Source organism: Spiroplasma endosymbiont of Cleonymus obscurus (assembly GCF_964273375.1).
Taxonomy (GTDB): domain Bacteria; phylum Bacillota_I; class Bacilli_A; order Mycoplasmatales; family VBWQ01; genus Spiroplasma_E.
In genome coordinates, this window is record NZ_CAXWWA010000002.1 from 624,628 (window position 1) to 649,569 (window position 24,942).

19 protein-coding genes, 3 rRNA genes and 2 pseudogenes are annotated in these 24,942 nt (G+C 29.6%); 22 read left to right on the forward strand and 2 right to left on the reverse strand.

Translation table 4 applies throughout. From position 1 onward, the window contains the following. The first annotated feature begins 9 nt into the window (after positions 1–9). The 15 genes from nagB to rrf all read left to right on the forward strand — a co-directional run bounded on the left by nagB (position 10) and on the right by rrf (position 19,990). Positions 10–759 carry a glucosamine-6-phosphate deaminase gene (gene nagB, locus ACI2WJ_RS04180; RefSeq protein ID WP_252319509.1) on the forward strand — a complete coding sequence of 250 codons (750 nt, stop codon included), beginning with the start codon at positions 10–12 and terminating at the stop codon, positions 757–759. A 16-nt stretch (positions 760–775) separates the two neighbouring features. After that, a complete protein-coding gene (tpiA, locus tag ACI2WJ_RS04185) occupies positions 776–1,525 on the forward strand; it encodes a triose-phosphate isomerase (protein ID WP_339039027.1) in 750 nt (249 codons plus the stop codon). 41 nt (positions 1,526–1,566) lie between these two features. Then, positions 1,567–2,943, forward strand: coding sequence for a hypothetical protein (locus tag ACI2WJ_RS04190; protein WP_400254926.1), 1,377 nt, complete (start codon positions 1,567–1,569; stop codon positions 2,941–2,943). 17 nt (positions 2,944–2,960) lie between these two features. After that, positions 2,961–4,496: a 2,3-bisphosphoglycerate-independent phosphoglycerate mutase gene (gpmI, locus tag ACI2WJ_RS04195; RefSeq protein WP_400254927.1), complete on the forward strand. Its 1,536-nt coding sequence runs from the start codon at positions 2,961–2,963 to the stop codon at positions 4,494–4,496. A 191-nt stretch (positions 4,497–4,687) separates the two neighbouring features. After that, positions 4,688–4,837, forward strand: coding sequence for a hypothetical protein (locus ACI2WJ_RS04200; protein WP_400254928.1), 150 nt, complete (start codon positions 4,688–4,690; stop codon positions 4,835–4,837). Between the two features lie 32 nt (positions 4,838–4,869). Beyond that, a protein-coding gene (locus tag ACI2WJ_RS04205; RefSeq protein ID WP_400254448.1) for an IS5 family transposase occupies positions 4,870–5,659 on the forward strand; the annotation gives its coding sequence in 2 pieces (ribosomal slippage) (positions 4,870–5,130 and positions 5,132–5,659; 789 coding nt in all). A 390-nt stretch (positions 5,660–6,049) separates the two neighbouring features. Beyond that, positions 6,050–6,481 (forward strand): hypothetical protein, encoded by a 432-nt coding sequence (locus ACI2WJ_RS04210; RefSeq protein WP_400254929.1) that lies wholly within the window; start codon positions 6,050–6,052, stop codon positions 6,479–6,481. Positions 6,482–6,510: 29 nt separating this feature from the next. After that, positions 6,511–8,850, forward strand: coding sequence for a hypothetical protein (locus tag ACI2WJ_RS04215; protein WP_400254930.1), 2,340 nt, complete (start codon positions 6,511–6,513; stop codon positions 8,848–8,850). Between the two features lie 119 nt (positions 8,851–8,969). Next, positions 8,970–10,274 (forward strand): phosphopyruvate hydratase, encoded by a 1,305-nt coding sequence (gene eno, locus ACI2WJ_RS04220; RefSeq protein ID WP_338957874.1) that lies wholly within the window; start codon positions 8,970–8,972, stop codon positions 10,272–10,274. Between the two features lie 106 nt (positions 10,275–10,380). Next, complete coding sequence (locus ACI2WJ_RS04225; RefSeq protein ID WP_400254931.1) at positions 10,381–11,430, forward strand: ATP-dependent 6-phosphofructokinase; 1,050 nt, start codon at positions 10,381–10,383, stop codon at positions 11,428–11,430. 18 nt (positions 11,431–11,448) lie between these two features. After that, a complete protein-coding gene (pyk, locus tag ACI2WJ_RS04230) occupies positions 11,449–12,855 on the forward strand; it encodes a pyruvate kinase (RefSeq protein WP_400254932.1) in 1,407 nt (468 codons plus the stop codon). Between the two features lie 43 nt (positions 12,856–12,898). Then, complete coding sequence (thrS, locus tag ACI2WJ_RS04235) at positions 12,899–14,836, forward strand: threonine--tRNA ligase (RefSeq protein ID WP_400254933.1); 1,938 nt, start codon at positions 12,899–12,901, stop codon at positions 14,834–14,836. A 311-nt stretch (positions 14,837–15,147) separates the two neighbouring features. Beyond that, positions 15,148–16,669: ribosomal RNA gene (locus ACI2WJ_RS04240) — 16S ribosomal RNA — on the forward strand. A gap of 191 nt (positions 16,670–16,860) precedes the next feature. Further along, positions 16,861–19,801 (forward strand): 23S ribosomal RNA (locus ACI2WJ_RS04245). An 82-nt stretch (positions 19,802–19,883) separates the two neighbouring features. After that, positions 19,884–19,990: ribosomal RNA gene (gene rrf, locus ACI2WJ_RS04250) — 5S ribosomal RNA — on the forward strand. The 16S, 23S and 5S rRNA genes sit together here, the layout of an rRNA operon. A 59-nt stretch (positions 19,991–20,049) precedes the next feature. Here the strand turns inward: rrf and ACI2WJ_RS04255 are convergent. Further along, positions 20,050–20,322 carry a hypothetical protein gene (locus ACI2WJ_RS04255; RefSeq protein WP_338988300.1) on the reverse strand — a complete coding sequence of 91 codons (273 nt, stop codon included), beginning with the start codon at positions 20,320–20,322 and terminating at the stop codon, positions 20,050–20,052. 278 nt (positions 20,323–20,600) lie between these two features. Between ACI2WJ_RS04255 and ACI2WJ_RS04260 the strand changes: the two genes are divergently transcribed. Beyond that, positions 20,601–20,786: a hypothetical protein gene (locus ACI2WJ_RS04260; protein WP_400254934.1), complete on the forward strand. Its 186-nt coding sequence runs from the start codon at positions 20,601–20,603 to the stop codon at positions 20,784–20,786. Here ACI2WJ_RS04260 and ACI2WJ_RS04265 read toward each other — a convergent pair. Continuing rightward, positions 20,783–21,572 (reverse strand): IS5 family transposase gene (locus ACI2WJ_RS04265; RefSeq protein ID WP_400254935.1). Its coding sequence is split into 2 segments (ribosomal slippage): positions 20,783–21,310 and positions 21,312–21,572, totalling 789 coding nucleotides; the frame shifts between segments, so codons are not numbered across the junction. The genes ACI2WJ_RS04260 and ACI2WJ_RS04265 overlap by 4 nt on opposite strands. A gap of 66 nt (positions 21,573–21,638) precedes the next feature. Here ACI2WJ_RS04265 and ACI2WJ_RS04270 point away from each other — a divergent pair. The 6 genes and pseudogenes from ACI2WJ_RS04270 to rplT form a co-directional block, all read left to right on the forward strand. Next, a pseudogene (locus ACI2WJ_RS04270) lies at positions 21,639–21,869 on the forward strand (hypothetical protein); the annotation flags it as partial. Between the two features lie 77 nt (positions 21,870–21,946). Then, positions 21,947–23,067 (forward strand): IS3 family transposase gene (locus ACI2WJ_RS04275; protein WP_400254936.1). Its coding sequence is split into 2 segments (ribosomal slippage): positions 21,947–22,190 and positions 22,190–23,067, totalling 1,122 coding nucleotides; the frame shifts between segments, so codons are not numbered across the junction. Positions 23,068–23,094: 27 nt separating this feature from the next. Further along, positions 23,095–23,187 (forward strand): annotated as a pseudogene (locus ACI2WJ_RS04280) (IS5/IS1182 family transposase); the annotation flags it as partial. 551 nt (positions 23,188–23,738) lie between these two features. Next, positions 23,739–24,281: a translation initiation factor IF-3 gene (gene infC / locus ACI2WJ_RS04285; RefSeq protein ID WP_174480738.1), complete on the forward strand. Its 543-nt coding sequence runs from the start codon at positions 23,739–23,741 to the stop codon at positions 24,279–24,281. A gap of 16 nt (positions 24,282–24,297) precedes the next feature. Continuing rightward, positions 24,298–24,486 (forward strand): 50S ribosomal protein L35, encoded by a 189-nt coding sequence (gene rpmI / locus ACI2WJ_RS04290; protein ID WP_174480739.1) that lies wholly within the window; start codon positions 24,298–24,300, stop codon positions 24,484–24,486. A gap of 16 nt (positions 24,487–24,502) precedes the next feature. After that, on the forward strand, positions 24,503–24,862 hold the full coding sequence (rplT, locus tag ACI2WJ_RS04295) for a 50S ribosomal protein L20 (RefSeq protein ID WP_252320320.1): 360 nt from the start codon (positions 24,503–24,505) through the stop codon (positions 24,860–24,862). Positions 24,863–24,942: the final 80 nt, after the last annotated feature.

Below are 24,942 nucleotides of genomic sequence, written 5' to 3' on the forward strand. Positions count from 1 at the left end.
TTTTAAATTATGAAATTAATTATTTTAAAAGATAAAACTGAGGTTGCTCAATTATTAAGTAAAATTATTATTGATATTATTAAAGTTAAACCAAATGCTATTTTAGGATTAGCAACAGGAAGTAGTCCAATTGAAACATATAATTTATTAATAGCAGATGCAAAAAATAACAAAAGAGATTGATCAAAAGTTGTAACATTTAATTTAGATGAATATGTTGGTTTAACTCCAGATCATGTAAAAAGTTATCGTTATTTTATGAATCATCAATTATTTAATCATATTAAAAGTCTTAATTTAAAAAATACGTATGTTCCTAAAGGTATTGGTGATTTAGACCAAAATGTGGAAGAATATGAAAAATTATTAAAAGAAAAAGGACCAATTGATTTACAAATATTGGGTTTAGGTACTAATGGTCATATTGCTTTTAATGAACCAGGTACTCTTGCAAGTAGTAAAACACATGTTGTTAATTTAACTAAAGAAACAATTGAAGCTAATAAAAGATTTTTTTCTAAAGTTGAAGATGTACCAACCAAAGCTGTTACGATGGGCATTCATACTATTTTACAAGCTAAATTGATTGTTTTAATTGCTACAGGAACTAATAAAGCACAAGCTATTCGAGAGTTAGTTGAAGGTAAAGTTTCTCCAAATTATCCATGTACTTTTTTACAAAATCATGATGATGTTACAATTATTATTGATGAAGAAGCAGCAGCATTATTAAAACCAACTATATCAAAAAAAAATTAACTTAAAGGAGAAACAAATGGAACGTAAAAAGATTATTATTGGAAATTGAAAAATGTATAAAAATATAGAAGAAACTCAATTTTTTTTAAATGAATTTAATAAATTAATAAAAACTAAAAATATTAAATATGATTATGGAATAGCAGCTAGTTTTACTAATTTACCCTTACTAAAAATGAATAAAACTTCTGCTTTAATTATTGCAGCTCAAAATTGTCATTATGAAACCGAAGGTGCATATACTGGTGAAATTTCAATTAAGATGCTAAAAGATATGATGGTTAGTCATGTTATTATTGGTCATTCTGAACGCAGAATGTATTTTAATGAAGTAGATGAAACAATAAATAAAAAAATACATTCACTATTTAATGCTAATATTATACCAATTTTATGTTGTGGTGAAACTTTAAACCAATATGAAAATAAAGAAACTAATGAAGTAATTAAAAATCAAATTAAGTTAGCATTAAAAAATATTAAAGCAGAAAATATTGCTAAGTTAGTAATTGCCTATGAGCCAATATGAGCAATTGGTACTGGTAAAACAGCAACAGCTCAACAAGCCCAAACGGTTTGTAAAATGATTCGTGAATTTATTAGTGAATTATATAATAAAAATGTTGCAGAACAAGTACGTATTCAGTATGGTGGTTCAGTAAAACCCGATAATATTAAATTAATACTTTCTGAACCCGACATTGATGGTGCATTAGTTGGAGGTGCTTCATTAGTACCACAATCTTTTTTTGATTTACTAATTTAACTCTATTTAAATTACTAATAAAAATAAGGAGTTAACTAAACATGGAATTATCAAAGATACAAATTAAAAGTATGTGAACAAAACTAACAAAAAAAATTAAACATCGTGCCTTTCCGGCAACCACTTTTGTCAATGCTTTTAGGAATAAGTCAGAAATTTTAGCATTGTTTAGTAAAAATGGTGAAGACACTAATCAATTAGAACAAATTGGCTTTATTATTTGTACTAAAACTATTTTTGCTCCTAGTAGTGATAGTATTGTTAGTGACAAAGGTATTATTACTAATGAATATTTTACTGGTGAAGTAATTGATGTTAATAATACTCTTATTCCTAATACTTATATTCATTTAGTTAAGGTTAATAGTGGACCAATCGTTATTAACGATATTCCATTGTATTTAACTATCAATGAAAGTCATCATCAATCATTAGTTAATAATAAAATTGGTGCTAAATTATTTATAAATAGTTTGATGAAACAATTAAATTATAAAACTTCTAATTTTAGTTCTATTTCTATTACTGAACAAAATTTTATTGTTGCTCTTAATAATTTAAAGATAAATAGAAAACAAATATTGCAAAGTGAATTTATCATTAATTCTTTATTAGAACAAAAATTATCATTAGAACAGTTAATTTTATTGCAAAATAAAAAAGAATATAGTTATTTAAAAAAATTTAATGAAGTTGAATTACAAGAAATTATTAATTTGCAAAAAATAGCAGTTGTTGCTATTAAAACTAATAAAGATCAGCGAAAAATAACATTAATAGCAGGTAATAAACAACGAATTGAAAACTTTTTTATTAATGCTAAAAAACCAATCATTATTGCTATTAATGCTATTAATAAAAAAATTAGAGCAATTAATCAGCCCGAAAATATTCAACCAATAGCACCGATAACTAATATTACTAATTATCAAGATTTATGACAATTACAAAAAATTCATAAAGAACTATTGAAGTCATTTTCAAAATGGCGGATAGTATCTCAAGATATATTAGAAAATTTATCACAGACTTTTGCTTATGGTTATTATTCAGAAGTCATTGATAATTTGAAAATTACTCATTATTCTTTTAATAATGATTTATTAGATTATAATTTAATGGAAATTAAAGGACACAATTTATTAGCTAATAGTAGTAATACTATTTTATTTCTTTCTAATAATATTAGTGATAATCCTAGTATGGTTATTTTATTAAGTGAAGATTTAAAATCAATTTGTGATTTAAAAACAATAATTACTAAAATTACTAAAAAGCAATCTATTAAAATAGTCTTTAAAAAAGATATTGTTATTTTGAGTACTGTTCATTATCAATGTATTACTGATTTTATTACTAAAATGATTACTATTTTTAAATCTGATAATTTTAAACATCAGTTACAAGTTATTAAATAAAATATGAGGTGAAATTTATGAAAACAAAACAACCAATATTACTATGTATTTTAGATGGTTTTGGTATTGCAAAATTTAGTTCAACTAATGCTATTAGTTCTGCAACAAAACCTAATTTGGATTATTTATTAAAAACTTATCCGCATACTGAAGTTTCAGCTTCTGGCCTTGCAGTTGGTTTACCAGAAGGACAAATGGGCAACTCTGAAGTTGGACATTTACAAATTGGTGCCGGTAGAGTAATTTATCAGTCATTAACATTAATTAATAAGTCAATAAATGATAAAACATTTTTTAAAAATGAAACAATATTGTCAGCAATTAATCATGCCAAAAAGAATAATAGTAATGTTCATATTATTGGTTTACTAAGTGATGGTGGAGTACATGCTCATATTAATCATATTTTAGCATTATTAGAAATTGCTAAACAACAAAATTTTAAGAATGTTTATGTTCATGCTATTTTAGATGGTCGTGATACAAAAGCTGATATTTCTAAAATTTATATTGAACAGTTATTAAAAACTATGAAACAATTAGGCATTGGTATGCTTGCTACTATTTCAGGAAGATATTATGCTATGGATCGCGATAAACGTTGAGATCGTTTAAAAATAGCATATGATGTAATAGTTAATCATGAAGGTGCTTCATTTATTGATCCTATTGCTTATGTTAATGCAGAATATAGCGCTGGTCGTAATGATGAATTTATTATGCCTGCTTATAATTCTGAAATTAATAATGGTAATATTAGGAATAACGATAGCATTATTTTTGCTAATTTCCGTCCTGATCGTGCAATTCAATTAGCATCAGCATTAACAAATAATAAATATGATTTTAATATTAGTATGAAAATACCAACATTAAAAAATACTTTTTTTATTTCAATGATGGAATATGCTAAAAGTGTTAAACCACAAGGTGTTATTTTTCCACCTATATTAATGCTTGATGCTTTAGGGGAATGATTAAGTAAAAATCAATATCATCAATTACGAATTGCTGAAACTGAAAAATATGCACACGTAACTTATTTTTTTGATGGTGGTGTTGATGTTGAATATCCACTATCAACAAGAATTTTAATTCCTTCACCAAACGTAGCAACTTATGACTTAAAACCAGAAATGAGTGCTCGCGAAATTACTACTCGTTTAGAAAGTGAAATTTCTAAAAACATATATGATGTTATGGTTTTAAATTTTGCTAATCCTGATATGGTTGGTCATACTGGTGTTTTAAATGCTGCCATTGATGCGATTGATGTTATTGATGAATGTATTGGAAAATTGTATCAAGCAATAAAAAAAGTGAATGGTATTTTAATGATTACTGCTGATCATGGTAATGCTGAAATCATGATTGATAAAGAGGGTAATCCTAATAAAAAACATACATCGCAACCAGTACCATTTATTATTTGTAAAACAGGATTAAAATTAAAATCAGGTGGTTGCTTAGCAAATATTGCTCCAACGCTATTAGACGTTTTGGGTTTAGTTAAACCAACTGTTATGACCAGTGAGTCTTTAATTATTAAATAGAAATATATTGATTTTTCTTTTTATTGATAAGTGCTTGTTTTAAGAATATAAAAGTATTAAAATATAGGCATATGAATTAAATATAGTGTTTCCCCTTTTATTTTTTTAAATAAATATAAGGGGTTTATTATATTTAGTTCCTATATTATTTTAGAAATCTATACATTTATTAAAAATTATGGAGGTAAAGTATGCCATTATCAGAAACAGTAGAATATCGAGAACTTAATGACTTTCTACAAAAATCATTAAGTTCTAAAAAAGATGAATCATCACCCAATATAACTTTAAATAGTTTGGAAGTTAAGAACCTGTTTAGAATCTTTTCAAAAATAATGTAAAATGATTATATATTTTAAAATAAGAGGTATATATGCATAAAAATTATCCAAGTCATGTCACCAAAGAACAATTTGAAAACATAAAATCAATTTTAGAAAATAGTAAAAAGAAAACAAAACCAAGAAGTTTAGATTTATATGAAATATTTTGTGCAATTTTATATGTATTAAAAAGTGGTTGTCAATGAAGAATGTTACCAAAAAATTTTCCAAAATGACAAACTGTATATTATTATTTTCAAATTTGAAGTAAAAATAATGGTAAAGAACCTAGTGTATTGCAATTAATTTTAAAAAAAATTAGTTAAAAAAGTTCGTATCAACAATAATCGCAAAGAACAAACTAGTTTTTGTATAATTGATTCGCAAAGTGTTAAAAATACAGATACTACTGAAAATAAAGGTTATGATGCTGGTAAAAAGATTTCAGGCATAAAACGTCATATTGTTGTTGATTCTCAAGGTTTACCACATGCAATTTACATAACCACGGCAGAAAAAACAGATCGTAATAGCGCTATAATAATGATTGAAAATGAAAAAGAAAATCTTTCTGCAGTTCAAAAAATAATAGTAGATGCTGGTTATACTGGTGAAAAATTTGCTTCTGAAATCAAAACAATCATAAATGCAAATGTTGAAGTGATAAAACGCAATGAATTACATACTTTTGTAGTATTACCAAAAAGATGAATTGTAGAACGAAGCTTTGCTTGATTAGAAAAATACAGAAGATTATGAAAAAATTGTGAAAGAAAACTAAATACTAGTTTACAAATGGTTGTTCTTTCATTTATTTCAGTTTTATTAAAAAGATTCTAAACAGGTTCTAAGATTGATGATATAAAAACACAATTAGATAGTAGTTTAAAAGAATATATTATTGAACTTGTATATGTAGATGAAAAGGGACGTTTAGTAAAAAATACTAATGATGAAAATGTTAGTATTATTCAACAACCACCTTTAGCAATTAATAGTGATCAATTACAACAACTAGTAATAGTAAAAGAAAAATTAGATAGTTCTCTAGTACATTTATATCGAACTAAAAAAGAAAATGATAAGATTATTCTTGAATATTTAGGTAAAAAAGAATTACCGGCATTATTATTAAAAACTCAATCAGAATCCAATAATTTAAATAATGAAGAATATAAAGAAGAGTTAGATGATCTTAATGTTAATATTATAAAAAGATCTGAAGAGCCTATGAAATTATCATTTGCTGAAAATGGAACGTGTTATTTGTTTATTGATAATAAAAACAAAACAATTGTTCCTGTAGATGTAAATGATGCTAAGGAATTTAAAAACTTTGTAGCCAAAAAATGTCCTCGTAATGGTAGTATAAATATTGAAGTTGATAAAAATGGAAAGATTTTGTTTGCATATATTATTGATAACCAGACTCATAAGAGGAAAGATATAAAAATTGATGAAAAATTAATTGATACTCTTGAAAGAGTAATTAGTACAGCCTCTTCTTTACATTCACAACATTCACAAAATAATTCTGTTGCACCTAAAAAAGAAGTACAAAGTAATAATTCTTTTCCTGCAAAGGAAATTAATGGTACTGAAGCACCATCAAAACCAGTAGAACAAAACGTTAAGTCAGTTTTATCTACACCAACACCATAAATGTAATAATTAAAGGAGAAAATATAAAAATGCCACTAATGGAAAATTTTAAATGATTTACAAACATTATGAGAAGTATATATCAATCAGAAATAAGTGATGTTGAAGATATTGCTATTGAAGTAGAGGATGACCTATATTCAAAAAAGAATACACTTAATATTTTGAAGAATTCTTCTTTCAATATTAATCCATTAAAAGTAAAAAAAATAGTTAGTTTAAATCAAGATGGAAAATTTGTTGTTGATAGTGGTTCATTAGTTAATACTATATTTATTAGTGATGAATCATTAATTCAAAATGATCAAAGTATATTTAAAAAAGACCAATTAGTTTTCGTTGAGGATGAAACTGACAATACTAAAATTAAAGTATATAAAATTTTATTTGATGAATCTGAAGGTGAAATAAGACCTGAATTAGGATTATTAGGAAGTATAAATTTATTAAAATTTAATGAAATTTTTATAAATTCTGGACTGTTTAAAGAAAATGATGTTTTAATTAATCAAAAGATTAAAAGTTTATTAGATACTCCACAGTTGCGAAATCCATTTGAACAATCAAACCCAGTTTGAGATGTGGAACAGTATAAAATTAATGATTATTCTTCAAATAGTACAATGATCGAAGATTTTAAAAAACATTTAAACTTAGTGAATGTTGAAAAAGACTATTTTATTTATCGTCAAGGAAATGAAATTTTTATTAAAAATGTTACTGATCCAAATGATACTTTTATAATCTCAACAACTGCTCAAAGTATTACTGATAATGATATTTTTTATTTAAATAAAAAGATTAACGAAAATGGAGAAATTTTTTGAGAAACCTATAAAATAACAAAAAAACCTGTTCTAGGATGATTATATGATAATGTAAAATATCAAGGACATAAAGTTAAATCTTTAACCGACCAGCAATTTGATGATTTAAAAGCATTAAGTACTCCTCCACAATTGGGATTTACTATAGAACCAACAATTAATATTGGATTAGCATCTGTTGTTAAAGAAGAACAAGAAGAAATTGATTTAGTTGCTATGCGTTTTTTAGTTATTGCACCAGAAGTGTTACCAGAAGATTTACCTGAACCTTTATCGATTACAAATAATATCATTGAAACATTACAAAATAATAGCATAGAAGGTTTGTATAGTTTAGTAATAGAAGATGGTAAAATAAAAATATCAGATGCTAAATCAGATCCAGAAAATGTAATTTTTGAACAAGAACTTTCTCGGGATAATAAAAAAATATGAAATGATATAGAAGTTGCTGGTAAGTATCAAAAAGTATACTTTGCAAAAAACCCAAGTAATAATTTAGTAGAAAAATGAGTAGTTATTGCTGATCAAAATCAACTACAATGTATTGGAACACTTTCTTTATTAGAGTTAAGAAAAAGTTTTGCAAATAATAATTTATTTCCTAATGGATTAAAGGGTATTCACTGTGGAGAAAATGGATCACAAGTTAAAGTGGCAAGAGCTGCTGCTGAACAGGTAATATCACCAAAACCATCAGCTACAAAATTATCTCCAATTATCATTAAAAATGTTATTAATTTAAAATGAGATGATAGTAGAGAATTATGAGATTTAAACATAACAACTGATGAGCAAACATTGGATAAAAAATTAAAATTAGAAAAAGATGAAAATGATATTTTGAAAAATTTAATAGATAAAAATAATAATGCAAATACTGTTATTTTATTTAATAAGTGTGATGGAAAATTTTTAAGAGCATATTATTTTGATGAAAATAATAAAAAAGTAAATTGCTCTAATAAGTTAAGTGATGAAGATAAAGAACAACTTAGTATCATAAATCAGAAAGCAAAAGTAAGAGTATCAGAAACAAGAACAGTAAGACCAATACATGATTTAAAATCAAACTTATTTTCAAAAAATATTAAAACTTTTAATTTTAATATTTTTAATGGAAAATGTTATGTTTTATGTAATGATGAACTTGGAATTCCATTAAAAGCAGAAGTGAAACTTAGTCCTGAACAAATTCGTGCATTATCATATTTAACTAAAAATGAAGTTGATTTTTCTTTAACTTTTGATAAAGATGATAATTTTAAAAGTATAAGTTATATCTTTTATAGAGATGAAGTAAAACAAAATGTAACTATTAACAGAAAAGATTTATCTAATAGTAATAATTTTAATCAAAAAACGATTGAAACTGATGAATTAATGGAAGCAATAATTACTGTTCTTAATAATCCTGAAAGTTTAATACCAGAGGATGATGGAGTAACTCCAAAACCATGAAATAGTGATACTGCTGCTAAAGTTAATGATACATCATCACCAAGTAGTACAACTCAACATTCACAACAACAACAAATGTAATTAAATCATCATTATTTTAGAAGCACAAATAAAAAATATTTGTGCTTTTTTGATTCTAAACAATATTTTTTTCTGTATAATAATTAGTGAAATATTAAAGAAAGAAGGAATTAACAAATATGTCTTGCATTATTGATATTAGAGCACTACAAGTAATAGACTCAAGAGGAAATCCAACTATTCAAGTTGAATGTTGAACTGAAGATGGTGGATACGGGATTGCTTTAGTGCCATCAGGTGCTTCAACAGGTACTAGAGAAGCTTTAGAACTACGAGACAAAGATACTAAAGTTTATGGTGGACTTGGTGTTATGAAAGCTATTAAAAATATTAATGAAAATATTGCCGAAGCCATTATTGGTTTGGAAGTTACTAATCAAAGATTAATTGATCAAACAATGATTAAGTTAGATGGAACAGAAAATAAAACAAAATTAGGTGCCAATGCTATTTTAGGGGTATCATTAGCAGTTGCTAAAGCTGCCGCTGATGAATTATATGTGCCCTTATATACATACTTAGGTGGTACTAATGCTTGTCAGTTGCCAGTCCCAATGTTAAATGTAATTAATGGTGGTGCTCATGCTGATAATAATATTGACTTTCAAGAATTTTTAATAATGCCAGTTGGTGCTAAAACATTTTCAAAGGCAATCCAAATGGCTGCTGAAACTTTTCATGCTTTAAAAAGTATTTTAAAAGGTAAGGGTTTAGTTACTGCAGTTGGTGATGAAGGTGGTTTTGCTCCTAATTTAAAATCAACTGAAGAAGCATTAGATTTAATTGTTGAAGCTATTAAAAAAGCGGGTTACACTCCAAATAAAGATATAAAAATTGCTATGGATTGTGCATCATCAGAGATTTATAAAAATGGTAAATATGTTTTTGGCAATAAAGATGGTAAAAGTAAAAATACTGAAAAATTATTAACTTCAGCGCAACTAGTAGATTATTTAGTTGATTTAACTAAAAAATATCCAATTATTTCAATTGAAGATGGTTTGGCTGAAGGTGATTGAGAAGGATTTAAATTATTATTAGAAAAATCAGAAGGTAAATTCCAAGTTGTTGGTGATGATTTATTCGTTACTAATCCAAAAATTATTAAAGAAGGAATTATTAAAAACGTTGCTAATTCAGTATTAATTAAACTAAATCAAATTGGAACATTAACTGAAACTATGGAGGCTATTGAAATGTGTCAAAAAGCTGGGTGAACAGCAGTAGTATCTCATCGTTCTGGGGAAACTGAAGATACAACGATTGCTGACTTAGCAGTAGCTTTTAATACTGGACAAATTAAAACAGGTTCAATGTCAAGAACTGATCGTGTTGCAAAATATAATCGTTTATTAACAATTGAAGCCGATTTAGCAGATCAAGCTAAATTTTTAGGTGACGATGTATTTTATAATATTAATTAATTAAAATCATATTTTATGGTTAAATTTACTGATATCCTTTTTAATTTTAAACAAATTATAATAATTATCACTAAAATAATGTAATTAGAAGAGAGGATGACTAAATATGCAAGAATTAAATAAAAGAAGAATTGGAATCTTAACTTCTGGTGGTGATTCACCAGGTATGAATAATGTTATTAATGCAGTATATAAGACTTTTCGTGGTATAAATCATGAAAATAGTAAAATTGCTACTGCTGATAAAAGACCATTTGAATTAGTTTTAATAAAAAATGGTTATAAAGGAATAATGACAAATGACATTCACGTTATTGATAACAATTGAGCAAATTTAATTGATCTAGGAACTGAGATGGGGGGAACAATCATTGGGTCTGCTCGTTTTAGAGAATTTGAGCAAGAAGAAACTCGTAAAAAATGTATTGAAATTTTAAAATCTAAAAAAATTGAAGGTTTAATTGCTATTGGTGGTGATGGCACATATAATGGTTTGCAAAAATTAAGTAATGAAGCAGCTATTCAATGTGTGGGTATTCCAGGTACTATTGATAATGATATTAGTTCAAGTGAGTTTACTATTGGTTTTGATACCGCTCTTAATACAATTGTTGAAAATCTTGATAAAATTCGTCAAACTGCTAATTCTCACGGAAGAATTATGATTGTTGAAGTAATGGGTCGTAATTGTGGTGACCTTGCTCTTCACAGTGCTGCTGCAAATTGTGATTTAGTTGCAACTAAAGATTTAGGAATTGGAGAACAGTCATTGATTGATATTATTAAACAGTTGTACACTAAAAAACAACGTCGTTCATTAGTAATAGTAGTAACTGAACGTCAATATGATGTTAATAAAATAGCTAAAATCATTGAAAAGGATACTGATTGTGAAACAAGAGCAGTAATATTGGGTCAAATTCAACGTGGGGGAACACCAAGTGCATTTGATCGTTATTTAGCAACAATGATGGGTATTTTTGCTGCTGAAAGATTTGCAAATAGTAATAAATCTAGTATTTGTATTGGATTACAAGATAATAAATTAGTAGCTATTGAAATTCAAGATGCATTAAACACACCTTCAATAAATAAAAATAACGTTGCTAATAAAATTTTACGTTTGTCAGGAGTTATTTTTAAAAAAAATACTTAATAAAAAGAGGTGAATAATTTGATATCAATTATAAAAAGAACTAAATGTGTAACTACTTTAGGACCTGCTTCAAATTCTGCTGCTGTTATTAAACAACTAATAGAAAATGGCTCAATTTGTGGGCGTTTAAATTTTTCTCATGGTACTCATGATGAACATTTAGCAAGGGTTTTAATGATTAGAGAAGTATCTAAACAATTAAATGTACCAGTTGCTATTATGTTAGATACTAGAGGTCCGGAAGTTAGAACACATACCTTTACAAAGAGTAGTGTAGAAATCAAAAAAAATGAAATTATTACGATAATTGATAATAAAGAGATTATTGGTACTGCGGATAAGTTTTCTGTAAATTATGGTAATTTAGCAAAGGATATTAAAGTTAATGATAATTTACTAGTAGATGATGGTAAATTAACATTAAAGGTTACAGCGGTTAAAGACCATACTGTTATTTGTCAAGCTTTAAATACACATACTATTAAAGATCGTCGTGCTATTAATATTCCAAATGTTAAATTATCTTTACCTTTTATTTCTGAAAAAGATAGAGCAGATTTAATTTTTGGTTGTCAGCAAAAAGTAGATTATGTTGCTGCATCATTTGTTTGTTCAGCAGCTGATATTAAAGAAATCCGCAAAGTTTTAGATGATAATGATGGTAAACATATTCAAATCATTGCTAAAATTGAATCACAATTAGCAGTTAATAATTTTGATGAAATTTTAAAAGAATCAGATGCTATTATGGTTGCTCGTGGTGATTTAGGAGTTGAAATTCCTTTTGAAAAAGTTCCTTTTTTAGAACGTGAATGAATTAAAAAATGTCGTACTGTTAACAAACCGATAATTGTTGCTACGCAAATGCTAGATTCAATGATAGATAACCCTCATCCAACACGTGCTGAAGTTACTGATGTTTGGGTTGCTATGGATTGGGGAGCAACATGTACAATGTTATCGGGTGAATCTGCTAATGGTAACTATCCTGTGTTATCAATTGCAACAATGAGTAAAATTCTTGTTGATGCTGAAAGTCATCAAGAACAGATTAAAATTGCTACTGATTTATTGCATACAAAAAATCAATTAGTTGCTAAAACTATTAAAAAAATTATTGAAGAAAAACCACAATATTTAATTACTAATAGTCAAGATAGTAATTATATTAGAACTATTGCTAATGCTCATTTGCCAGTTTATATAATTCCTATTGTTAATAATGTTATTGATTATAATAAATTTGCAATAAACTTTGGAATTTATACTTTTTTAGCAACTGAAGGAATTCCAGTAGAATTAAGTAATTCTTCGCAATTAGTTAAAAGCATTAGTAGCACTTATATAATCCCTACTAAATCAAAAGTATTAGTAGTAGATATTAATAATAATACTAATCCTTTTACAACTTTTATTGTTAAATAACCTAGTACTACTGAGGTAAATTAGAAAAGGAATTAGGTAAAACATGAAAATTAATGTAATTAAATTAAATGGCAAAACGATGACTTATAATATTGAAAATCCAATTACTGGTTATCAATTATTAAAACAGGAAAATGAAAATATAGATTCTTCAATTATTGCTTTTACTCTGAATGGACAATTAAAAGATTTATATTGAGAAATTAAAGAAGATGCTGAAATCAAGTTTATTAAAAAAGATGATGCTTTAGGATGAACTATTTTAAATTATGGATGTGCTATGATTTTAGCTCATACTATTAAATTAATGTATCCACAAGCGTTAATTACGATTGCTAATACTAATGATAATGGTTTTTATTTAGATTTTGATTATGAAAAACGACTTTCTAATGATGAATTAATTAAAATTGAAGAGAAAATGCGTGAAATTTTAATAAAAAATATTGAAATTAAAAGAGTTTGTCAAACTAAAGAAGAATCTTTAAAAACTCATAAAGACAATCCTTTTGCTTTAGAATATATTAAATTAAATCATGTTAATGGATTAAAATGCTCTTATTTAGTTGATAATAAAACTTTAGTAGTAGCATCGGCGGGTGTTGCTATTAATAATTCTTCATCAATAAAAGATTTTAAATTATTAAGTATTACTGGTGCATATTGATTAGGAAATGATAAAAATAAACAATTACAGCGCATTTCTGGAATTTGTGATTATTCAAAAGTAAAATTAGTAGATAAACTTAATGAACTTGAAGAACAAAAAAATCGTGATCATCGTAAACTAGGTAAAGAATTAAGTATTTTTACTTTTAATGATGATTGTGGTAAAGGATTACCTATATTTTTACCAAATGGTATGGTTATTAAAAAAGTTTTGCAGGAATATTTGAGAAAACAAGAATTTATGTGAGATTATCAAGAAGTAGCGACACCAGTTTTAGGTTCTGTTGAATTATATAAAAAAAGTGGTCATTGAGATCATTATCGTGAAAATATGTTTACTCCAATTAAAAAAGAAGAAGAACAATTGGTATTAAGACCAATGACTTGTCCTCATCACTGTATGATTTATAAAAGTGCTCTTCGTAGTTATAAAGATTTGCCTTTGCGTTTAAGTGAACATGCTTTATTATATCGTTATGAAGCAAGTGGGGCTTTAACTGGTTTAGAACGAGTAAGAAGTATGGAATTAACCGATTCTCATATTTTTGTTAGATTTGATCAAATGAAAACAGAGTTTAAACGTTGTTATCAGTTAATTGCTGAGGTTTTAAAAACTTTAAATATTAAAATTGATTATTTATCATTATCTTTACGAGATCCTGCTGATAAAGAAAAATATTTTAATGATGATAAAATGTGAAATCAAGCAGAAACAGCATTACGTGAAGTATTAGATGAATTACAATTAGAGTATAAACCAATGATTGGTGAGGCTGCTTTTTATGGACCAAAATTTGATGTTCAAATTAAAACAGCATTAGGTCATGAAATTACAATATCTACTATTCAATTCGATTTCTTATTACCGAAAAAGTTTAATTTAACTTATATTGATGAAAATAATAATGAAATAAATCCAGTTATTGTTCATCGAGGATTAATTGGTACATATGAACGTTTTATTGCCACATTATTAGAACAAAATAAAGGTGTTTTTCCACTATGATTAGCACCAAGGCAAATTGCAATTTTACCAATAAATGAAAAAGAAAAAAGCTTAGAATATGCTAATAAATTATTGCAAACTTGTAAACAACATAATTTACGAACTGAAATTATTAGCAGTGGAACTATTGGCAAACGTATTGTTGAAACACAAACTCAAAAAATTCCTTATCAAATTATTATTGGTGATAAGGAAATAGAAAATAATAATTTAAGTTATCGTCAGTATGGTCAAAAAGAAAGTAAAATTGTTACTTTATCAGAATTTTTAAAATTATTAACAAAACAAGTTGATAATAAAATATAATTATAAAAATTAAAAAACCATTTAAGGTTCTAATTCTTAAATGGTTTTTTTAGTTAATTAAGCAATTTAATTTTACTAAGTATATTAGTAAAATTTAAACCATTTTTTTATATGAAAAAAATATTTATATTTTTAGTATTATTTTCATTGACATTGGGTTTTGTTTTCTGTAAGATACTTATTGTGCCCGAAAATAAATGGGTTACAAACTAGAAAAAACGATCTTTGAAAACTAAATAGAACAAGAATTAATCCGTCAATTTTTTATTAAAAATTAAATAAGTCAGACATCATCTTTTAACAAAAACAATTTTATTGAGAGTTTGATCCTGGCTCAGGATTAACGCTGGCGGCATGCCTAATACATGCAAGTCGAACGAAAGTAGCAATACTTTAGTGGCGAACGGGTGAGTAACACGTATCTAACCTACCATTTAGTGGGGAATAACTGTTGGAAACGACAGCTAATACCGCATATGTTATTTATTTGCAATGATAAATAATGAAAGGAGCATTTGCTTCGCTAATTGATGGGGATGCGGCGCATTAACTAGTTGGTAAGGTAATGGCTTACCAAGGTAACGATGCGTAGCCGATCTGAGAGGATGAACGGCCACATTGGGACTGAGACACGGCCCAAACTTCTACGGAAGGCAGCAGTAGGGAATTTTTCACAATGGGCGAAAGCCTGATGGAGCAATGCCGCGTGACTGATGAAGGTCTTCGGATTGTAAAGGTCTGTTGTAAGGGAAGAAGTGCTAGAATAGGAAATGATTTTAGTATCGACCATACCTTACCAGAAAGCCACGGCTAATTATGTGCCAGCAGCCGCGGTAATACATAGGTGGCAAGCGTTATCCGGATTTATTGGGCGTAAAGCGTGCGTAGACGGTTTTGCAAGTCTGAGGTTAAATTTAGGGGCTCAACCCCTAACCGCCTTGGAAACTACATTACTAGAGTATAGGAGAGGTTAGTGGAATTTCATGTGTAGCGGTGGAATGCGTAGATATATGAAGGAACACCAGTGGCGAAGGCGGCTAACTGGCCTATTACTGACGTTGTGGCACGAAAGCGTGGGGAGCAAATAGGATTAGATACCCTAGTAGTCCACGCCGTAAACGATGAGTACTAAGTGTTGCCATGAGGCAGTGCTGTAGCTAACGCATTAAGTACTCCGCCTGAGTAGTATGCTCGCAAGAGTGAAACTCAAAGGAATTGACGGGGACCCGCACAAGCGGTGGAGCATGTGGTTTAATTCGAAGCAACGCGAAGAACCTTACCAGGTCTTGACATACCTTGCGAAGCTATAGAGATATAGTAGAGGTTAACAAGGATACAGGTGGTGCATGGTTGTCGTCAGTTCGTGTCGTGAGATGTTTGGTTAAGTTCAGCAACGAACGCAACCCTTGTCCTTAGTTGCCAGCATTAAGTTGGGGACTCTAAGGAGACTGCTAGTGTAAGCTAGAGGAAGGTGGGGACGACGTCAAATCATCATGCCCCTTATGACCTGGGCTACACACGTGCTACAATGGCTGATACAAAGAGTCGCTAAACCGCGAGGTCAAGCAAATCTCAAAAAGTCAGTCTCAGTCCGGATTGAAGTCTGCAACTCGACTTCATGAAGTCGGAATCGCTAGTAATCGCGAATCAGCAATGTCGCGGTGAATACGTTCTCGGGTCTTGTACACACCGCCCGTCAAACCACGAGAGTTGGCAATGCCAGAAGTCGGTGTCCTAACCGTAAGGAGGGAGCTGCCAAAGGCAGGGTTGATGATTGGGGTTAAGTCGTAACAAGGTATCCCTACCGGAAGGTGGGGATGGATCACCTCCTTTCTATGGAGTTTGGTTTCTAATAAGAAACCAAGACAACAAGAAAAATTAGATGGATGATTTATTGGATTACTTCTTTTGTTCTGTTTAGTTTTCAGGGATTGTTTTCTCTGAGCAATTGTTCTTTAAAAACTAGAAATAGACATCTTTTAAAAAAAATAAGATAATTTTTATCTTGCAATAGGATATTCTAAAAATAAATTATTAAGAGCGTATGGTGGATGCCTTGGAATTGGAAGACGATGAAGGACGCGATTACCTGCGATAAGCTTCGGGGAGCTGGAAATAAGCTTTGATCCGGAGATGTCCGAATGGGGAAACCCACTATCTTTAATCAGATAGTACTGTACAATGAATTCATAGTTGTGCAGAGTGATACCTAGAGAATTGAAACATCTTAGTACCTAGAGGAAAAAAAAGCGAATGCGATTCCCTTAGTAGCGGCGAGCGAAAAGGGAGCAGCCTAAACCAGTCGTCAGACTGGGGTTATAGGACTGTCTATTAGGTTCGACCTATGAAGAGTTACAAAATTTATATATAGCAGAAGTTGTTGGGAAGCAACGCCATAGATGGTGAAAGCCCAGTATGCGAAATGTATAAATCTCTTGACAGTATCCTGAGTACGGCGAGGCACGTGGAACCTTGTCGGAATTTGCGCAGACCACTGCGTAAGGCTAAATACTAACCAATTACCGATAGTGAACCAGTACCGTGAGGGAAAGGTGAAAAGTACCCCGAGAGGGGAGTGAAATAGTTTCTGAAACCATATGCTTACAACAAGTCGGAGCCCGTTAATGGGTGACGGCGTGCCTTTTGTAGAATGAGCCGGCGAGTTACGATTTACATGCAAGGTTAAGTTGAAAAGACGGAGCCGAAGTGAAAGCGAGCCTGAATAGGGCGTTTAGTATGTGGTCGTAGACCCGAAACCAGGTGATCTAGCCATGAGCAGGTTGAAGTTAATGTAACAGTTAATGGAGGACCGAACCAACGTTCGTTGAAAAGACCGTGGATGACTTGTGGCTAGCGGTGAAATTCCAATCGAACCTGGAGATAGCTGGTTCTCCCCGATATAGTTTTAGGACTAGCGTCAGAATTAGTGCAATGGAGGTAAAGCTCTGAATGTATGATGGCCCCACCTCGGGGTACTGAATGCAATTAAACTGCGAATGCCATTGTTACATATCTGGCAGTCAGTCTATGGGTGATAAGGTCCATGGACGTGAGGGAAACAGCCCAGATCATCAGCTAAGGTCCCCAAATCAATGCTAAGTGGAAAACGATGTGGAATTGTTCAGACAGCTAGGAGGTTGGCTTAGAAGCAGCCATCCTTTAAAGAGTGCGTAACAGCTCACTAGTCGAATGATTCTGCGCGGAAAATGTACCGGGGCTAAGCATTGTACCGAAGCTATGGGTCTATATATATGTTTACATATATTGTGGGCGGTAGGGGAGCGTTCTAATCTGCGACGAAGTTAGACCGGAAGGACTAGTGGAGCGTTTAGAAGTGAGAATGCCGGCGTGAGTAACGATTGAAGGTGAGAATCCTTCATGCCGATTGACCAAGGTTTCCTGGGCTAGGTTCGTCCACCCAGGGTTAGTCAGGACCTAAGGCGAGGCCGAAAGGCGTAGTCGATGGATAACAGGTTGATATTCCTGTACCACCATGGTGACTGATGGAATGACGGAGAAGGCTAAAATGTCCCAGTGGTTGGTAGTGCTGGGCTAAGTACAAAGAGGGTTGTGTAGGCAAATCCGCACAGCGTTAACCTTGAAGTACGATGGGGAGTGAACGGTTCGCTTAGTAACGAAGCATTTGATGCCATACTTCCAAGAAAAGTTTCTAAAGACATCACCATGGTGCCTGTACCGAGAACGGACACACGTGGTCAAGGAGAATATCCTAAGGCAAGCGAGATAACTATAGCTAAGGAACTCTGCAAAATAACCCCGTAAGTTAGCGAGAAGGGGAGCTCATAGCAATACGAGTCGCAGTGAAGAGGTCCGGGCGACTGTTTAGCAAAAACACAGCTCTCTGCTAAGTCGTAAGAGACGATGTATAGGGGGTGACGCCTGCCCAGTGCTGGAAGGTTAAAGAGATTTGTTAGCGTAAGCGAAGCTTTGAACTGAAGCCCCAGTGAACGGCGGCCGTAACTATAACGGTCCTAAGGTAGCGAAATTCCTTGTCAGGTAAGTTCTGACCCGCACGAAAGGCGTAACGATCCGGACGCTGTCTCGGCTATAGACTCGGTGAAATCTTAGTACCTGTGAAGATGCAGGTTACCCGCGATTAGACGGAAAGACCCCGTGGAGCTTTACTACAACTTGATATTGAATTTTGGTGTAGTTTGTACAGCATAGGTGGGAGACGTTGATATGCAGACGCTAGTAGGCATGGAGTCACCATTGGGATACCACCCTTGCTATATTGAAATTCTAACTTGAGACCATAATCTGGTCTAAGGACAGTGTCTGGTGGGTAGTTTGACTGGGGCGGTCGCCTCCTAAAAAGTAACGGAGGCGCCCAAAGGTACCCTCAATATGAATGGAAATCATATGTAGAGCGCAAAGGTAAAAGGGTGCTTGACTGCGAGACATACAAGTCGAGCAGGAACGAAAGTTGGGCTTAGTGATCCGGCGGTGCTGTGTGGAAAGGCCGTCGCTCAACGGATAAAAGTTACCCCGGGGATAACAGGCTAATCTCTCCCAATAGTTCATATAGACGGGGAGGTTTGGCACCTCGATGTCGGCTCATCGCATCCTGGAGGTGTAGTCGCTTCCAAGGGTTGGGCTGTTCGCCCATTAAAGCGGTACGCGAGCTGGGTTCAGAACGTCGTGAGACAGTTTGGTCCCTATCTGTCGTGGGCGCAAGAAATTTGAGGAAAGCTGTTCCTAGTACGAGAGGACCGGAATGGACCTACCTCTGGTGCACCAGTTGTCACGCCAGTGGCACAGCTGGGTAGCTATGTAGGGCATGAATAAGCGCTGAAAGCATCTAAGCGCGAAGTCAGTTCCAAGATGAGATTTCTCATTCGAAAGAAGTAAGATCCCTTGAATACTACAAGGTTGATAGGTCAGGTGTGTAAGCATAGTGATATGTTCAGCTTACTGATACTAATAGATCGAGGATTTATTGAAGAATATATTCTCTATTGCAAATCAAAAGTAATCAAATTTAAAGATGTCTGTTTCTAGTTTTTAGGGAGCAATTGCTAAACTATTTGGTGTCCATGGCGGAGTGGTCATACCTGTTCCCATCTCGAACACAGCAGTTAAGCACTCCAGCGGCGAAAATACCAGCAATGGGAAAATAGCACGATGCCAAATTTTTTTTATTGTTAATCTTAATTTTTACATTAAAATAAGTAAAAAATTTTATTTTTAATTTATGATTGTTTTAAACCACTTATACGCTCTGCTATTGATAAATCATTTTTTATTCATCAATAAATAGTAATAATAAATCCAATTAATGATATATAAGTTATATATTGTAGTAAACTGCAAAGTCCATAGATTAGTTTTTCTTTACGATTTGATCCAACATTAATTCCGGTGACGATTTCACCAACGGATCTAATATTAAAAATTCATAAAATAGCATTAATAATAAATAAAAAATTATTAATTAAACTTTTAATTAAACGTTTTGTTTGCATATTATTCTCCTTTAAACTAAAAATATTAATAATAATAATTTTAACATTTTAACTATAAAATATATTATTTTAAACATTACCTTTATTATTGATATTAAAATAATATTAAATTAAAAATAATCTTGATGCTTTATCATAAGAAATGTAACAAATATTAATGTAAAGGAAATTGATATTAATTATTTTTTCATTGGTTTTTTATGTATAAAAAAGAAGGAAAAACAATGATAAAATATTATTAATAATTTTTTATTAATAAAAATTAAAAGGAAAATAGTATGCCAAAATTATTAAAAAATAGGTATAATTACCAGTCACTCCAAGATCTGGCTGTAACTATTAGAACCATATACCCTTTATTTAAAATTGATGATTTTATCAATGACATTATAGATGAAACATGAGATAAGTTAGACTTGAAAGCCCGTATGAGGAAAATTGCTATTAATTTAGAACCTGTTTAGAATCTTTTCAATAAAATTGAAATAAAGGTAAGAACAACCATTTGTAAGCTAGTATTTAATTTTTTTTCACAATTTTTTCATAATCTTCTGCATTTTTCTAATCATGCAAAACTTCGTTCTACAACTCATCTTTTTGGTAATACTACAAAAGAATGTAATTCATTACGTTTTATAACTTCAACATTTGCATTTATAATTGTTTTAATTTTAGAAGCAAATTTTTCACCAGTATAACCAGCATCTACTAGTATTTTTTGAACTGCAGAAAGATTCTCTTTTTCATTTTCAATCATTATTATAGCACTGTTACGATCTGTTTTTTCTGCTGTGGTTATGTAAATTGCATGTGGTAAACCTTGAGAATCAACAGCAATATGACGCTTTATTCCTGAAATCTTTTTACCAGCATCATAACCTTTGTTTTTAGTAGTATCTGTATTTTTAACACTTTGTGAATCAATTATACAAAAACTAGTTTGTTCTTTTCTACCATTATTGATACGAAATGCCATGACTAATTTTTTTTAAAACTAATTGTAATACACTAGGTTCTTTACCATTATTTTTACTTCAAACTTGAAAATAATAATATACAATTTGTCATTTTGGAAAATCTTTTGGTAACATTCTTCATTGACAACCACTTTTTAATACATATAAAACTGCACAAAATACTTCATATAAATCTAAGCTTCTTGGTTTAGTTCTCTTTTTAGTATTTTCTAAAATTGATTTTATATTTTCAAATTGCTCTTTGCTAACATTACTAGGATAATTTTTACGCATATATACCTCTTATATTAAAATATATAATCATTTTACCCTATTTCTCTAAAAGATTTTAAACAGGTTCTAAATGATATTTCTAAAACACATCCTGACTTGGTTACAAAAATTGCAAAGGAATGATATGGTAAAAACAATCAGACTGATTGGATTGTAAAGCACGGTTGTAGGACCCTTTTGAAAAAAGGCAATATGGAGGTAATGAAAATCTTTGGTTTTACCAATATTGATTGTGTAAATGTGATTGATTTTGCTTTAGGTACTGAATTTGTTTCTATTGGAGAAAATATGACTTTTTTGGATGGGTTACACTTTATTGGACACTAATTACGTAGACAAGTGAACAAATTAGTTAAAAGAAAGGAAATATAATTATGGCCAATATTAACTCATATAATGATGAATTTAAAAAACAAATAGTATTTTTATATCAAAATGGCAAATCAGTATCTTGCCTTGCTAAAGAATACAACGTTACAAGAGCAGCTACTTATAAATGAATTAAGCAATTTACAAATTCAGGCAGTTTTAAAACTAAAGATAATCTTTCGGATTTAGAAAAACAATTAATTCAAGCAAATAAAGAATTAAAACAATTAAGAATGGAGAATGATATTTTAAAGCAAGCAGCACTAATAATAGGCAGAAAGTAGAGATTATTACAAATAATAAATCTAAATATAAAATTCGTCCAATTTGTCGTTTTTTAAAACTTTCTAAATCAACATATTATTTTAATTTAAAGAAAAAAGAAGATAAAATCAAAAATAATATGTATGATGAAGCTGTTATTAGTGCTTTTAAACAAAATAAAGAAGTTTATGGAACAAGAAGATTAAAAGTCAGTCTAGAAAATAAAGAAATTTATTTATCACGCAAAAAAATTAAAGAAATTATGAATCAGCATAATTTAATATCAAAATACACTAAATTATCATTTAAAAATCATCATAACAAAGTCAATGATAGCCAAATAAGCAATCTTGTGAATAGAAACTTTAATAATAGGCTTAAAAATGAAGTTATTGTTAGTGATTTAACTTATGTTCAAGTTAATGGTAAGTGAAACTATATTTGCTTATTAATCGACCTATTTAACCGCGAAATTATTGGATATAGTGTAGGTACTAAAAAAGATGCATCATTAGTATATCAAGCATTTATGCAATCAAATCGCTGTTTAAAAGATATTCAAATATTTCATAGTGATCGCGGTAATGAATTCAATAATAAAACTATTGATAAACTTTTATTAGCATTCAATATTACCCGTTCTTTAAGCAAAAAAGGTTGTCCTTATGATAATGCTGTTGCTGAAGCAACTTTCAAAACTTTCAAAACTGAATTTATTAATGATAAAAATTTTACATCATTAATCCAATTAAAATTAGAATTATTTGATTATATCAATTGATACAACAACATACGAATCCACAGCACTTTAAACTACCTAACTCCAGTTAAATATCATGAAAAAATGTCTACCAAAAAATAGTCCTAAAAAGGGTTGCCATTCCAATACAGAAGATTATGAAAAAATTGTGAAAGAAAACTAAATACTAGTTTACAAATGGTTGTTCTTTCATTTATTTCAGTTTTATTAAAAAGATTCTAAACAGGTTCTTAGAAACAAATCCAAACCACGAGGTTAAACGTTTAGTCATTGATAGAGATAATAATTTATTTATTGGTATTGACTCCAATAAAGTATATAAAAAAATAGAAGGTACAGATTTATGTTCTGAATTATCTGGAATAAAAAATACTGATGATCATATTTTTGCTTTAGCAGTTGGTCCAGATGATTCAATTTATGCTGCTGGATCGCAAGGAATCTTATATATAGCTAAAAATTTTAATAAAAGATAGGTTATATATAAGTAATTAGTATTAAAATTAATAAAAATAAAAGACTTGCTGCCTAATTATATAGTAAGTTTTTTTATTTTTATTTAAATTTATGTATTAACATATTAAAAAAATCTTGTAATTTATTAAAAATCTAATATAATAATACTTGACATAAAGAAAGTAGTTTTTACGCTCACCTGATAGCTAAGTTGTTATAGGTTCAATGCTTTAAATTTTTATTTTTAAAATAAAGTTTTGTAGTGGTGAGTGTGCGTTTTAGCACACTTTTATTTATGCAAATTAAAGGAGGTATGTATGGCTTTTAAAAATAATGATAATTTATGAAATAGTAATATTCCCTTTTATGAATTTTTATTAATTGGTAATGATGGTACTAATTATGGTTTAATGAAAAAAAATGATGCTTTAAAAAAAGCAGAAGATTTAGGATATGACCTATTATGTATATCACCAAATGCTAAACCACCTGTTTGTAAAATGTTTAAATTTGATACATATCGTTTTGAACAACAAAAAAAGGAAAAAGAAGTTAAAAAAGCACAAAAATTAACAATTGTTGAAGAAAAAGAAATTCGACTAAGTGTTGTTATTGATAACAATGACATTAAAACAAAGGCAAATAAGGCTCGTAAATTTCTAAGTAATGGTAACAAAGTAAAAGTTACATTAAAATATCGTGGTCGTGAATTACATAATCCTGAAGCAGGATTTGAAGTAATTACAAAATTTTATAAAGAATTAGAAGATATTTGTATTTATGATAAAAACTTTGATAAAAAAGAAAAAAATATACAAACTATTTATCTTTTTCCAAAAAAGAAAAATCAAGAAAATTAACAATAGGAGGTAAAATATGCCAAAAATGAAAACAAAAAAAGCTTTAAAAAAAAGAATTAAAGTAACAGGAAGTGGTAAATGAATGCGTAGTGGTGCTTTTGTTTCTCACTTAGCTCAAAATAAAACAACAAAACAAAAACGTCAATTACGTGGGTGAAGTGAAGTATCTGCTTCTGACTATAAGCGTTTAAAAGATTTAATTTAGGAAGGTGACAAAATAAATGGCTAGAGTTAAAGGTGGTTATACAACTAATCATCGTCGTAAAAAAATACTAAAAGCAGCAAAAGGATATTATGGAGCAAAACATAGTTTATATCGTACAGCAAATGAACAAGTAATGAACTCATTAGCATATGCTTATCGTGATCGTAAAAATTGTAAACGTGAGTTTCGCAAGTTATGAATTCAAAGAATTAATGCAGCTGTTCGTAATTATGATTTATCATATTCACGTTTTATTGATGGCTTAAATAAAGCTAATATTAATCTTAATCGTAAAATATTGTCTGAGTTATCAATTAATCAACCAGAAGAATTTGAAAAATTAGTTTTGGCATCAAAATCTGCTTTAGCAAAATAATTAATTGCATAATTTTATATAAAATTATGATAAGTTTTAGAAATGTATTTAATATAAATTTCAAAGAATATTTTTTTATC